The organism is Glaciimonas immobilis (assembly GCF_011947285.1).
Lineage (GTDB): Bacteria > Pseudomonadota > Gammaproteobacteria > Burkholderiales > Burkholderiaceae_D > Glaciimonas > Glaciimonas immobilis.
Genome location: NZ_JAAOZT010000010.1, coordinates 45,038 through 59,044 on the forward strand (window position 1 = coordinate 45,038; position 14,007 = coordinate 59,044).

The window sequence follows — 14,007 nt, forward strand, 5'->3', positions numbered from 1 at the left end:
ATCGCGACCATTCGTGCGATCCAATTATCGCGTGCAATCGCATGAATGGTGCACAACATTTACTTCTTAAACTTATTTTACTGCTTACGTAATCCGACGAATACTTTCGCTGATTTCATCGCGGTCAAATACTTTTAGCCAGTCATCGCGCATCAGGCGGGGTTTGCCGAATTCGATTGCTTTGTTGCAGGCGTCTGAGAAAGCACCGGGGATTTCGTTGAAAATGACGGCGCCCAGGATGTTCATATGGCCTAGTAGAAAGTCGCGTGCGGCTTCTTTTGGGACACCGCGGCGGACGGTTTCGTCCATCGCGTCGCGCATCACTGACAGCAACGTGGCGCAGATGGTTTCGGACAGGCCAGGCTCTAATATCGCCATCTGGTCTACTGTCAGACGATATGATCGCATGATCGGGGCGTAGATGACTTTCGCTACTGCTTCGCCGAGGTCGAAGGCTTCTTCCGGGCCTTGCATTAGCGCGCTGGTGATGGATTGTTTGGCCGCAGCGCCGCCAAAGTAGTCACGTCGGGCTTCTTCTGTCGTCTCATCGTTATAGATCGGCGGATGGCAAGGGTGCGCAACAAAGTAGGTCAGATCCGGTCGCACTGGCAGATGGCCGGCAAACGGTGCCGCCGCGTCAAGCGTCATGACCATGACGCCGGGGCGCAATTTAGGGGCAATCTCGGTGGCAATCTTGCCGATTAATGTGTCCGGGACGGCCAGGATGACGACATCGACATTATCCAACGCCGAGTCAACACTGACGCAATCGATGCCCAGTTCGTCCTTCAATCGCTTTTGTCCGGCAGCACCGACTTCGACGTGCGAGACTTGATAGTCGGACGACTGCAAGTTCTTAGCCAGACGCACACCCATTTTGCCGCCAGCACCGAAAAGCGCGATTCTTTCGTTCATGATTAACTCCAATTTGGTTAAATATAATAAGGTCGAAGTAGAGCGAGAGTGTTGCCTGGGGACTACTTCACGAGTACCGGAGACTTTAATTCCGTATTTATGCTTAAGCCTTATGCATGCCGATAGGGTTGTTTTTAACAGCTGGTTTAGCCAACGTAGTGAGCGAGAAGGCGAGCACCGCCGATAGCAGCATCAATGCGCCAACGATGAACATGGGAGCCTGATATGAGCCGGTAGCGTCCTTTACCGCGCCGGTAACATACGGTGCGGCGAAACCCGCGATGTTGCCGATAGTATTAATCAGTGCGATCCCGGCAGCAGCACCAGCACCGGACAAAAAGCGTCCGGGGATGGACCAGAAGGTCGGCAGTGCTGAAAAGATTGCACATGCGGTCACGGTGATGACCGCGATAGTCGCGACCGGGGATTGCATGAACAGGGCGAGCGGGATACTGATCGCTCCAACCAGCGCCGGCACCCCAACATGCCAGGTTCTGACGCCGCGGCGCGTCGCGTCGCGACTCCACAGAAACAGTGCGGCAGCGGCGGGAAGGTAAGGCACGGCGGTGATGATGCCTTTTTGGACGACGTTGAATTTGGTCCCGAACTGTCCTTCAAAGCCGCCGATGATGGTCGGCAGGAAGAACGCCAACGCATATAAACCGTAAATCAGGCCGAAGTAAATTAGCGCCATGACCCATACACGTTTATCCAGCAAGGCTTTAAGAGCAAACGGATTGTGCGAGCCTTCCTTGTGCTGCTCTTCCTTTGCCAGCTCAGTGGTGAGCCAGTTTTTTTCCGCGGCGTTGAGCCATTTGGCATCCGCGGGTTTGTCGGCCAGATAAAACCAGGCAACGATACCGACTGCAATCGCCGGAACACCAACACCGAAGAACATCAGTCGCCAGCCTTCTAGCCCGAACGCGCCATGCGCACTCATCAGCCATGCAGCTAGTGGCGCGCCGATCACGATGGTGAGCGGCTGCGCCAGATAGAACAGCGAAAGGATGTGGCTGCGATGTTTGGCCGGTACCCATAAGCTGAGAAATAGAATCGCGCCCGGGAAAAATCCGGCTTCAGCGATACCCAGCAAAACCCGCAATATATACAGTTCAGGAATACTGCTGACCCAGGTGAACAGCAGCGTGACGATGCCCCACGTGACCATGATGCGCGCCAGCCAACGGCGTGCACCAAATTTATAGAGCGCCAGATTGCTAGGAATTTCCAAAAAAATATAGCCGACAAAAAACACCCCCGCCGCAAAACCAAACTGCGCGGCGGTCAGACCTAAATCTTTGTTCAGTCCGTTAGGACCGGCAAACGAAATCGCGGTGCGGTCCAAAAAGTTGATAAAAAACATTAACGCTACAAAAGGTACCAGCCGTAGCGATACCTTTCTGATAGCGGATTTTTCGATAGCATTGGTTGCGGTATTCACAACTGTCTCCTTACGTTGATTAATTTTTATTATTTTTAATAGGGGGTATTGGGGCGATATCGTCCGACACGACGATATAAACTCCGGCATCTCAACTGGTATAACGAGCATACCACTGTGAATTGAGTTGATACAAGTTATTTTTAGCATGCAGGGTTGCCGCGAGGATGTTCGTAAGGTTTTAAATTGTATTTTTAATATTGATATTGGACGTAAGGGGTCAAAAATTTATAAATAATTAACAAAAAGTTGCAGTATCAAGAAAATATTTCTTATGGAAAACTTAAGCCCTTACTTGGTTGAGAAAAAGGTTGTTGCGGAATGCGCGACCGGACGACTTTGCACTTTCATTGGAATTAATAACTATGTTCGACAAGCGCTCACCGGGACACCACTCGGCAGCAGTTTTGCTCACAATGTTACCTGCGGTTGGCTGGCTGTACTGGTTAGCGGTATACAACCAAAATTTGCCGAGTTATTGCAGTCTGGGATTGATCTGCACAACGTTCCTCCTTAGCAAGACGGGAACGTGGTTTCGCTGGACGCCCGCGTATGTCGTGTGCGTCGCTCAAGCGGCTATTGCCGTCGTCTGGTATGCGGTAAATATTGTTCTGCGGGCAGAGAGTTTCCCTGAGGAGCTGTGGGTGGCTTTATTTGCAAGTGTCGGCTGCATTCTCTTTTTGATCGTGGCGGCATCGATGTTGGATCTGGTTTGGTTTCTGGGGAGGAGAAGGTTCCCAGTCCGGGACGCAATACGCCAATGCGAACCACCCGCAACATGGCCTGGGGTGTGCTTTCAGGTACCGGCCTATGACGAGCCGCCGGAGATGGTTATCAACACCATCAGCCAATTAATGCAGCAGGATTATCCCGGCAAATGGATGGTGCAGGTTATCGACAACAACACGCCTGATGTGCTGACCTGGCATCCGGTGCGGGATTTTTGTGCAGAGTACGGGGACCGTATCGCATTCATGCATCTGGACAATTGGCCGGGGCACAAAGCGGGCGCGCTGAACGAGGGCATTCGTCGTCTGCCATCCTGGGTCGAGCATGTTGCAATAGTGGATGCAGACTATCTTGTCGCGCCTGATTTTTTGCAAATGGTGGTGAGGCAGCTCGCAGACATCCGCGTCGCATTTGTCCAGACGCCCCAAAGTTACCACGGCTGGCGAGGTTCTCGTTTTCGCGAAAGCGTTTTTTATATGTACGAAGAATATTACCAGACGCGCAAGCCCGGACGTCGAGAGGTAAATGGTGTTATCTGCGTCGGTACGATGGCTGTGATCCGGCGCTCGGCGATAGAAGAAGCCGGTTTTTGGGACGAGACTTCGTGCACCGAAGATGCGGAAGTATCGGTGCGACTTTTAGGCAACGGCTGGCTTGGTCTCTATGATGATCGGGTGAAGGGTGTAGGAATTATGCCGCTCGATTTTAACGGATTGCGCCGCCAGCGCTTTCGCTGGGCACTTGGCATGATGCATATTTTCAGAAAACACTGGCGATTGTTATTCGGACTGCCGCAAAATGGTCAGCTCACCCTTTCGCAACAGCTTTCTCTCTGGGGACTTGCCAACCAGTATCTGGCAGCGTGGGTTCCCGTGGCCTCCATTGGACTTCTGACTTTAGCGGTGGGAGATGTGATGTTAGGGAATGGCAGTGTGAGAGTGCAGGCGTTATTACTATTGCCTTTAGCTGCATTGTTCCTTCAGGTATGGACCACGATAGCGTGCATATTGCTGGCAACGCGAGATGATACCCGGCCCATTGTCATCGCAGGCACCATTGCAGTCGGTTGGTCGCTCTCCTGGGTGACGGCCTGGGCCTGTATCTGCGCATTTGTTTCCCGCAGGGTGGTATTTCTGCGAACCCCCAAAACGGGGCGCGACAGCACAGGGTGGCAAGTACTCCGAACAGCACTTCCGGAAACGGTCCTTGCTACGGCATCCACCTTGCTTATGTTGTGGTCATTAGAAAAATGTCCCGGTTATTTTTCGCTCATCGCCGGGTTGTTGGCCATTATGTTCGCCTGCGCGCCCTTAGTAACCATAGCGTATGTGCGTAATAAGAGAGAGTCAGACAAAATCGGCATCCCGAAAATTAGTGAACATGAAACTAGCGCTTAGGTGGACGCCTATGGGGACGCCTAAGGGGAAAAGCGCCCCACTGGCGATACCAAATAATCGCCAGTAAAATCACCACTAGCCCAAAAATTCTCGCCAGAAAAAATTGTCCTTCGTTCTCCCTAGCTTGATGATTGAACGAGCCTCTTACTTAAGGCTTTGCCGCAAAAGTGCCCGAGCGTCCGGGCGCGAATGATGCTTCGGTGACAGCCTTCACCGGCACCGATATTTTGCGTATCTTCGCCACTTGCGCCGCTTTCGCTACGCCGCCGGTATTACTCCAACTAGCTTGAATATAGGTGACCACTTGCGCTACCTGCTCGTCATTCAACAACGCTGCATACGGCGCCATCGTCAAGCCTACCAAAGCACTGCGATACATTTCTCGCGGATTCATATGAAACTGGTAGCCGAATTGTTCCGGCGCCACCACAAAGGGAGCTTGCATATACCAAAGTGCACCATAGGCGTAGGGCATGTTCATTTGCAGATCGATAAATTCATGGACGCCCGATTCCAGCACGCCGGGACCTTCAGGGGCCGCCGGAATCAGGCCGTCAACCAATGTCCGCAAGACCGCCCATTCCTCTTCGGTAAATTAGGTCGGTTTGAACGCATCTTGGGCGCTCGATACCGCAGATGCGATACCGGTCGCGCCGCCAACCAGTAAGACGACGGCGGGTGCTGCCGCCGCAGCATTGCGCAAAAAGTGGCGACGCGTGGGGGAAATGCCGATAATTTTCATGCAAGGTTCCTTAGAGATGGTTTCGCTATTTACTACCGTGCACAATAATTATTGCGTGGTTATTCCAATATATTTGGGGAGATATACGTGAAAACTAGTTTTGTATACAAAAGTATCATAAGGGAAAATGGTTTGCATGCAAACCTAATTTGACGGCGAATATTGCATCATGCACAATAGGTAAATGGATACTGTTACCGAATTTTCACGTTTGCTTGGGCCTTTGCGGCGTGCAGTGATGAAGAAAGCACGTGAGGCGGCAGCGCTACCCGACCTGCCGGAGGCACAGATTGAGCTGTTGAGAGTGCCCGCTGAAAGAGGCGCCATGAGCCCCAGTGAAGCCGCGGCACGTCTGCGCATCGCGCCCTCTACTATCAGCAATTTGGTACGCGCTATGCAGGTAGCTGATTTGATTGAGCGAATTCCGTCACCCGCTGATTTACGCACAGTCACGCTCGTGCCTTCAGCTAGCGCGCGTGACCTGCTTAATCGTTATGACCGCACAAGTGCAATCGCCATCAAAAAAGCCGCCGATCATCTGGATGCAGATCAGCAGTTACAGTTTGAGCGCGCGATACCAGTTTTGAGAGCGCTTCTGACGGCGCTGGAGTTGCCGGAGGTATTGGGCATATTACCTACCGACACGCCCGACAATAGCCCGGACAATTAATCACCGCGATAACCTAAAGGACAGATGCCTCTGCTCCGATGCCATTCTTGACCATGGCGCTCCTCCATTCTCCGTGTCACTTTCATCGCCAACGTTATATTTCCAGACCACGCCGGACGACTTCGTTGCTCAATATGTGTCTCCGTCATGGGTCGTGGAAGAAGCGGCTATGATGAGACAGGCACCACGCCAATGGATTTGTGGTATTGCATGCATTCGGTCGCGCTAAAATTGCGCGGATAATTTGCGCTATCGCTTAGAGGGGCTAGTCTGGTGACAGATAAGGTCATTAAAAGTGGCATGTAAAATTATCAATAAGCAGGTAATGCATAGGAGTATCAAATGAACATTTCACACTCACGTTATGCCGCCCCCGTTGTGCGGATTCTTTCTACGCTATTGATAGGTGTTGCCGTTGTCACCGGTAGCGTAGGGCCAGTATGCGCATACGCTGCCGAGTCGGCGGTAATCATTGCAGCACCCACGGTAAACCAAGCGAAAATAAAAGGTCCTCTGCAAATCGCCGTGTTTGCGGGCGGATGCTTCTGGGGTGTACAAGGCGTATTCGAACATGTGCGCGGCGTGCGCAAGGTGGTTTCAGGTTACAGCGGCGGCGATAAGAACAGCGCGCAATACGACACGGTCAGTACGGGAAAGACTGGACACGCCGAGTCGGTCCAGATTACTTTTGATCCCGCCGAAGTGACTTATGGCGAACTACTGCAGGTGTTTTTTTCAGTGACGCAGGATCCTACCCAGCTTAACCGTCAGGGGCCAGATTCTGGTACGCAATATCGTTCCAATATTTTCTATGTGGATGACGCGCAAAAAAACATTGCTCAAGCATATATAGCGCAACTCACTAAAGCACATGCCTTCAGCGGAAGCATCGTCACGCGCATAGATCCGCTAAAAAGTTTCTATCCTGCAGAGGCCTACCATCAGGACTTTCTGCTTCACAATCCTACGTTTCCTTATATTGTGTATAACGATTTGCCAAAGATTGAGAATCTGAAAAAAGTCTTCCCAAAGCTGTATACCAGCGTGGCTGTTGCTAGCGGGTATTAATTCAGCTTTTTAATCAAACACGCTAGTTAATTAGGTTTGACGCGGAACATTTAAAAAATCCAAAAAAGATTTCTCAAACAATGTTCGGCCGGAGCTTAAAGAGGGGCCGAACACGGTAACAGAAGGGCCGAACCCAGTAACTACCACGGTAATTTTTTGTTGTCTTTTTTGGAAGGGAACATTTATCCTTGTCTGTATCTAATGTCAATAGCGGCCACAGTAGCGGTGCGAAAAAAGGGTTGGTGCGGCTCTTATCGGTGTATTAGCTGGAAGTAATATTCAGGCTAACGTTAGCAACAGAGTGCCTGGCACTATAGCTACCACCATTGTAGGGAGAGTGTGTCCGCAGCTATTCTGTACCGGGCCTGCTAAAAATAGGTGACGGTCAAATCATGAATGGGACTTTCAGGAGATCACCATGCAATTAAATCCCTATCTCAGTTTTAATGGTCGGTGTGAGGAAGCATTTACATTTTATGCATCTTGTCTGGATGGCGAAGTTGTCGCAATGATGACTTACGGCGAGACCCCGATGGCAGACCAGATGGCACCAGGGTGGGAGTACAAAATCGCGCACGGTCGTCTGATGGTTGGTGACAAGCTATTGATGGGTGTGGATACCCCGCCAGATCGTTACGAAGCAGCCAAAGGCTTTCACGTACTGCTAGGGTTTGATGATCCGGAAGAAGCGGGCCGCGTGTTCACCGCATTAGCAACGGATGGCACCATACAATTGCCAATTGCGGAGACTTTCTGGGCGCAGCAGTTTGGTATTCTGATTGATCGGTTCGGCACGCCATGGATGATTAATTGTGAGAAAAGAGCTGACGGCGGCGATGCTGCTTAGTGTAATTGCAGTTATCTCACCCGTGGGAACGGGACGCAGGTAAATGGGAAACGGTTTAGTCATCCCCGATGATGTGATGTTTCCCAGGACATCCGCTACGATGGCGGTGGTCAAAGTGGTCATTTAGGGCGACAATCGTGCATCCGGTGGTTTAATCAACACAGTCAACGCAAGCAACCCCACCATCGCTATTCCGAGCGCTAATACATCGAATTTGATTCAATCAAAATAATCCCCTTATGCCATTTTCTTTATTGGGTCTACAGCCCTCCCTCATTCGTGCCGTTAGTCAAAAAGGCTATCTCACGCCGACCGCCATTCAGGAAGCCGCGATCCCCGCCATTTTGCAAGGCCACGACGTGGTGGGTTCTGCCCAAACCGGCTCGGGCAAAACCGCAGCGTTCGCTTTGCCGATTTTGCAACTATTGCAAGATATCCAGACTGAAAACGCACCACCCGGACGCGACACACGTGCTACGCGTCCAACGCGGGCATTGATTCTGGTGCCGACCCGAGAACTCGCGGCGCAAGTGGGCGAGTCAATCCAGACCTTGATGCAATACAGCGGTCAGTCACTTAAAATGAAGACGTTATTTGGTGGCGTATCAATTAACCCGCAGATGATGGCATTACGGGGCGGGGCTGATATCGTGATCGCCACGCCCGGGCGATTGCTGGACTTGCTGGATCACAACGCGTTGAAGATATCAGCGGTGGCGATGTTGGTGCTGGACGAGGCTGATCGCTTGCTGGACCTCGGCTTTGCGGATGAAATCGGGCGAATTCTGGCGCTACTGCCCAAGCATCGCCAGAACATCTTTTTCTCCGCGACCTTTCCGCCTGCGGTTGAGGCATTGTCCAAAAAGATTCTTAACAATCCCAAACGCATCGCAATCATCGCAACCGAAACGGCGCAACCAGCCATTTCGCAACGTGCGATTGCGGTCGATCCAAAACGTCGCACGCAGCTACTGGTACATCTGTTGAAACAAAATGAATGGGACCGCGTACTGGCTTTCGTCGCCACTAAATATGCCGCCGATTACGTGACCGAAAAACTGCACCGTTCAGGCGTGAAGGCCGCGGCGTTTCATGGCGAGTTCAGCCAAGGTGCGCGCACCCGCATATTGGCCGAATTCAAGGCCGGTGAGCTGCAGGTATTGGTTGCCACCGATGTGGCCGCGCGCGGTATTGATATTCCACAATTGCCGGTCGTCTTGAATTATGACTTGCCGCGTTCTGCTGTTGACTACACGCATCGCATCGGTCGCACCGGTCGCGCGGGCGAATCGGGTATCGCGATTAGTTTTGTCAGTGCCGATACAGAAGCGCATTTTCGGCTGATAGAAAAGCGTCATGATATGCGCTGTCCACGGGAACAGATTGCGGGCTTTGAGCCGGTAGAGACGCTGGCGGCCGACTCGCCGTCTGCGCTGACCGCAAGTAATCCGTGGAATGCGGCGCTCAATGCGCTGAATTCCAGGGATGCAACATCGGAAAACTCGCCCGACAACCCTGTTAACGGGGGGATTAAAGGCAAACGCAAGAGCAAAAAAGACAAACTGCGGGAAGCGGCGACGACCGACCCGATAGAATAATGCCGGATGGCGTCAGTGCACGTTTTTAGCAATCTGAACACGCCAGCTAAACCTATAATAAGTTTCCTAGCCAAATTTCTCATTAGCGCTGCCTCTTTAAAAAGGCAAGCGCATCACTTTTGTCTGCTGCGTATGTCCACCCTGTTCGCTTTACCTAACACCATCGCCACCGTGAATCCCGCGCATCCCGCGCTTGCAGCGATTGCTGTTATGACTGGAAGAGGGGGCCGTTTTCGAAAAGCCCTTTTGCGCATGATGGCCGTCTTGATAACTGGATTAATGGCCTTGGTAGTCACCGGCTGCGCCATTCAACCGGTTCCGATGTCACCGCAAACAGCAACAGCACTACAGTCGCAGCCGCCCATTCGATTTTTGCTGACCTTTGACGACGGCCCCGCTCGACCGAAGACGGATAATTCGACGCTCTCCATCCTCGATACGCTGGCAAATAACCCGGTTCAGCCGGGTATTAAAGCGCTCTTTTTTGTGCAGACGCGTTCGTCGGGCGCGGGCGAGACAGATTTCGGCCACAGCATATTACGACGGGAAGCAGAAGAAGGGCATCTGCTCGGCTTTCATACCGCCACGCCCCGGCATGCCAACCATCGCTTTCTCAGTCCCGAAAAATTCGAACAATCGCTCAACGATGGAATCAGCGACATTGTTGCGATTCAGGGCGTCGCGCCAAAATTGGTGCGACCGCCGTTCTGGAACTATGACGCACAGACCTTCGCGGCCTACCAACAACATGGCATGCATATTTTGCTCACGGATTTGAGTGCAAATGACGGCAAAATCTATGGCTTCAAAGCGAGCTTGCGCCGCCGCTCAAATATGTTGCATATGTTGACCGAGGTGCGCGCCAGAATCGCCGCCGGGGAGCTGCCAGCGGTTGACGGAAATATCCCTGTCGTGGTGACTTTTCATGATATCAATGGCTACACCGCCGACCACATGGCGGAATATCTGCAAATTTTGCTTGATTGTGCTCGCGCCGTTCAGTTGCCGACTGCCGCCAAACCATTTTATGATAACAGCGGTGCGGTGGAGCGCGCCGCGTTGACGCGAAGTGTTCGGGATGGTTCGCAAAGCCCACACCTGCCCGGTTTCTGGAATTTCTTTTGGGCGTGGTTATAACGGTCGTTGTGCAACAACCGCAACACGGCGCAAACACGGTACACAATCGCAGCCCACGTCGCTACAATGGCAAAGTTGTCAGCTTGTGGCAACCTGTTAATCTGCAACGGAAAATCTTGACCACGCAACCTCTGCAGTCCGTATTAAGGTACTTCACGCCAGCCGCATTATCCGTTATCAGCACCATTGCTGCCTCGAATCAATTGCCGGTTTAATAATAGTTATTTGTAAGGGAAATTATATGCGTCTCAAAGATTGGCTTAAGCCCCTAATCGCATCCGTTCTTGCGCTAGCCTTAATTGGTAATGGCTACGCAGTCGGCGTACCCGCGGTTGAAGCAAAGAATGGCATGGTTGTGACCTCCCAGCATTTGGCATCACAAGTAGGCGTGGACATCCTGAAAATGGGCGGTAACGCCGTGGATGCAGCTGTCGCAGTCGGATACGCTCAAGCGGTGGTTAATCCATGCTGCGGTAATATCGGTGGTGGCGGATTTATGACCATCCATTTGGCCGATGGACGCGATACCTTCATCAATTTCCGTGAAAAAGCACCAGCAGCGGCCAGCGCCAACATGTACCTCGATGCAGACGGCAAAGTGATTGGTGACGCCAGTTTGTACGGCTATCTGGCTGTCGGCGTACCGGGCACAGTGTTGGGACTCGACACTGCGCAGCGCAAATACGGCAAGCTGACGCGTGCTCAGGTAATGCTACCCGCCATTAAGCTGGCGCGGACTGGATTCATACTCAACCGCGGCGACACCGATATTCTCGATACAACCATCAAAAACTTCAAAAAAGATCCAGAAGCCAGCAGGATTTTCTTGCGCCGCGATGGTTCGCCATTGCAACCGGGCGACCGTCTGGTACAGAAAGATCTGGCCAGGACGCTTGAGGCGATTTCCAGACACGGGCCTGACGCCTTTTATAAAGGCGCTATTCCAGAAGCAGTTGAACGCGCCTCCAAGAGCGGCAAAGGGATCATCACTGCAGCCGATTTTGCTGATTACAAAATCACAGAAACTGCGCCTGTAAGTTGCGATTACCGTGGTTATGTATTTGTGTCTGCACCACCGCCAAGCTCAGGCGGCGCGACCATGTGCCAGATTTTGAATACGTTGGAAGGATATGACTTGAAGTCGATGGGCTTTAACTCCGCCGCTGCCATCCATGTCATGACAGAAGCCATGCGTCATGCTTACATGGACCGCAATACATTTCTGGGCGATCCGGAATTTGTAAAAAATCCGCTTGATCGTTTATTAAGCAAGCCTTACGCTGCAGCAATTCGTGAAAAAATCAGCGCCGACAAAGCAACCCCATCCGCAGAAGTGCAACCCGGCATGGCACCGCATGAAAAGCCTGAAACCACGCATTACTCTATTGTGGACAAAGATGGTAATGCCGTGTCCACCACCTACACCATCAATGGTCGTTTTGGCGCGGTCGTGATTGCGCCGGGCACGGGATTTTTCCTGAACGATGAGATGGATGACTTCACCGTCAAAATTGGCGTAAAGAATTTATACGGTCTGGTGCAAGGCGCGACTAATTCGATTGCGCCGGGCAAACGTCCGTTGTCATCGATGTCACCAACCTTGATTACCAAAGATGGTAAGACCTTCATGGTCCTTGGTTCGCCAGGCGGCTCCCGGATTATCACTATCACCCTGGAAACAGCGCTGAATGTGATCGATTTCGGCATGAGTCCGCAAGAAGCAGTGGATGCGCCGCGTTTTCATCACCAGTGGCTACCGGATGAGGTCTTTTATGAAACCCGTGGCATATCGGCAGATAGTTTGAAAATCCTGCGTGGAATGGGTTACAAAATGACCGAACAAACTCCTTGGGGCGCTGCCGAAGTCATTATGATTGGCTTGCCGGGTGCAGCGGGGGTTTCCGCAGCCAGCTCTGGTAACGACGCCGGAGTCTCAGGTAAAGTATTGCCGGGGTTCTACTACGGTGCAAACGATGGTCGTCGGCCTGCTGGTGCAGCCATGGGTTATTAAGATTCTGGTGATTTCGGTCAAATGGCCGAATCATTGACCTAAAAAATAAAAAGGAAGCGTTCGCGCTTCCTTTTTTTGGATTTTGACATTGACGTGTTCCGGGTCAGGCTGATGCAATCGTCCGGTTGATCCCTGAATCGCCGCATAGCCTTAATTACGCACGGCAGGCCGACCATTACTTGGGTAAAATTGAATAATACACACCCAACCAGCCGCCTTCAATTTACCGAGAAAGTCATCATGCCCACAGTCCGTTTAGAAGGCAGCCTCCTTACCGATTGGGATGCCTTTCATACCGAATCCCAGAAAGTTTTTGGCTTCCCCGACTTTTATGGTCGCAACATGAGCGCCTGGATCGATTGCCTAAGCTATTTGCGCGATGAAGACGGAATGAGTAAATTCCGGCTGAAGCCAAATGAAACGCTGATTATCGAACTCCACGACACCGAACTATTGCAAAAAAAAGCCCCTGAAATTCTGGAGGAATTGCGTTTTTGTGTCAGCGCTATTAACGAGCGCTATGACGATTACGGTGAGAAGTTGGCGTTGATTTTACGATTGTGTTGAGTTTGCCGCCGTTAATCGGATGGGATGCATAATCGCTGCTGGAATAGATAGCCGCGGTGCCAACTGTGCCAATTGTGCCAATAACGCCTAGGCCATCGACCCTTCGGAATTTGGTTCAATTTCTTCCCCAGTGCCGCCACGGCCGCGCTGTATCAATCCTCTGCAAGAAGCGATCACAACACGTGTGTTTCTTTTTGGCAGCGTAATTCTCCATGCCTGAAAAGCTTTTTTGCACGAACGGATCGTCAATCCAAGGAAAAGCGTTATTGTCTCGGCATCTATAAATTACCGAAACCGCTGCTGTCCGCATAGCATTCGCTAGTTTGCGTGTTGATGATGTGCTTTCTAACTTTATAATATTTTGTTGATGCAATTTCTATTTAGAAATGTTGTAAAATAAAAATTTGGTCATCGTGGTCGCGACCATGCACAACATTATTGAAGATTTTAAACATGAAAATCACCACTAAAATCCGCATGCCTCTAGATATCGATCCATTCTTTGGAATATCAGTATCCTGCGATGAACCCTGAAAAATATTTACCCGTCCCCACTTTGCCTCGAGGAAAATAAAATATGTGCGTTGCATTGGTTATCGGTGTTGTATTCGTTGTCGCATTCGTATTGCGCAATGGAGCAACAATGAGCTATATGCCTGACGCCGTGTCTTTTTTGCGCATTTACAACAAGAAATTCTTGTAACGTTCGCGAACTTTGTCATTTTTCGGGAAATATCGTCTGTCAATTGCCCCCGTTAGCGATCTCAACGATACCAGCGAGCGCAAGGGCATCCTCGAGCATCAGCTTTACATGGAGACCGTCCGCGTTCAACCTGATTTTGAGCCGTGGAGGGTTGTAGAGGCTTAATTTTTCAGGCTGTTCAA

Annotated in this window: 11 protein-coding genes and 1 pseudogene; 8 read left to right on the top strand and 4 right to left on the bottom strand. The window is 51.3% G+C overall.

Going from position 1 to position 14,007, the window contains the following annotated elements:
- Window positions 1-84 precede the first annotated feature (84 nt).
- Both HAV38_RS16675 and HAV38_RS16680 read right to left on the bottom strand, forming a co-directional pair.
- Window positions 85-915, bottom strand: a complete 831-nt coding sequence (locus tag HAV38_RS16675; protein WP_168056525.1) for a phosphogluconate dehydrogenase C-terminal domain-containing protein — start codon at window positions 913-915, stop codon at window positions 85-87.
- A gap of 103 nt (window positions 916-1,018) precedes the next feature.
- Complete coding sequence (locus tag HAV38_RS16680) at window positions 1,019-2,278, bottom strand: MFS transporter (RefSeq protein WP_375791670.1); 1,260 nt, start codon at window positions 2,276-2,278, stop codon at window positions 1,019-1,021.
- A 443-nt stretch (window positions 2,279-2,721) separates the two neighbouring features.
- Here HAV38_RS16680 and HAV38_RS16685 point away from each other — a divergent pair, with 443 nt between their 5' ends.
- The gene (locus HAV38_RS16685) at window positions 2,722-4,482 is read left to right on the top strand and encodes a glycosyltransferase family 2 protein (protein ID WP_168056526.1); all 1,761 of its coding nucleotides are present in this window, start codon (window positions 2,722-2,724) and stop codon (window positions 4,480-4,482) included.
- Window positions 4,483-4,630: 148 nt separating this feature from the next.
- Here the strand turns inward: HAV38_RS16685 and HAV38_RS16690 are convergent.
- Both HAV38_RS16690 and HAV38_RS16695 read right to left on the bottom strand, forming a co-directional pair.
- A pseudogene (locus tag HAV38_RS16690) lies at window positions 4,631-5,059 on the bottom strand (gluconate 2-dehydrogenase subunit 3 family protein); the annotation flags it as partial.
- An 18-nt stretch (window positions 5,060-5,077) separates the two neighbouring features.
- Entirely contained in the window at window positions 5,078-5,224 is a 147-nt protein-coding gene (locus HAV38_RS16695; protein WP_168056528.1) for a hypothetical protein, read from the bottom strand.
- 184 nt (window positions 5,225-5,408) lie between these two features.
- On the opposite strand from HAV38_RS16695, the gene HAV38_RS16700 reads away from it, so the two are divergent.
- From HAV38_RS16700 to HAV38_RS16730, 7 genes are all read left to right on the top strand, one after another.
- Window positions 5,409-5,894, top strand: a complete 486-nt coding sequence (locus HAV38_RS16700) for a MarR family winged helix-turn-helix transcriptional regulator (protein WP_168056529.1) — start codon at window positions 5,409-5,411, stop codon at window positions 5,892-5,894.
- A gap of 342 nt (window positions 5,895-6,236) precedes the next feature.
- Window positions 6,237-6,962 carry a peptide-methionine (S)-S-oxide reductase MsrA gene (gene msrA / locus HAV38_RS16705; protein WP_168056530.1) on the top strand — a complete coding sequence of 242 codons (726 nt, stop codon included), beginning with the start codon at window positions 6,237-6,239 and terminating at the stop codon, window positions 6,960-6,962.
- 418 nt (window positions 6,963-7,380) lie between these two features.
- Complete coding sequence (locus HAV38_RS16710) at window positions 7,381-7,809, top strand: VOC family protein (protein WP_168056531.1); 429 nt, start codon at window positions 7,381-7,383, stop codon at window positions 7,807-7,809.
- 239 nt (window positions 7,810-8,048) lie between these two features.
- Window positions 8,049-9,407, top strand: coding sequence for a DEAD/DEAH box helicase (locus HAV38_RS16715; protein ID WP_168056532.1), 1,359 nt, complete (start codon window positions 8,049-8,051; stop codon window positions 9,405-9,407).
- A 132-nt stretch (window positions 9,408-9,539) separates the two neighbouring features.
- Window positions 9,540-10,544 (top strand): polysaccharide deacetylase family protein, encoded by a 1,005-nt coding sequence (locus HAV38_RS16720; RefSeq protein WP_245182406.1) that lies wholly within the window; start codon window positions 9,540-9,542, stop codon window positions 10,542-10,544.
- A 349-nt stretch (window positions 10,545-10,893) separates the two neighbouring features.
- A complete protein-coding gene (ggt, locus tag HAV38_RS16725) occupies window positions 10,894-12,555 on the top strand; it encodes a gamma-glutamyltransferase (protein WP_375791669.1) in 1,662 nt (553 codons plus the stop codon).
- Between the two features lie 240 nt (window positions 12,556-12,795).
- A complete protein-coding gene (locus HAV38_RS16730) occupies window positions 12,796-13,122 on the top strand; it encodes a barstar family protein (protein ID WP_168056534.1) in 327 nt (108 codons plus the stop codon).
- Window positions 13,123-14,007: the final 885 nt, after the last annotated feature.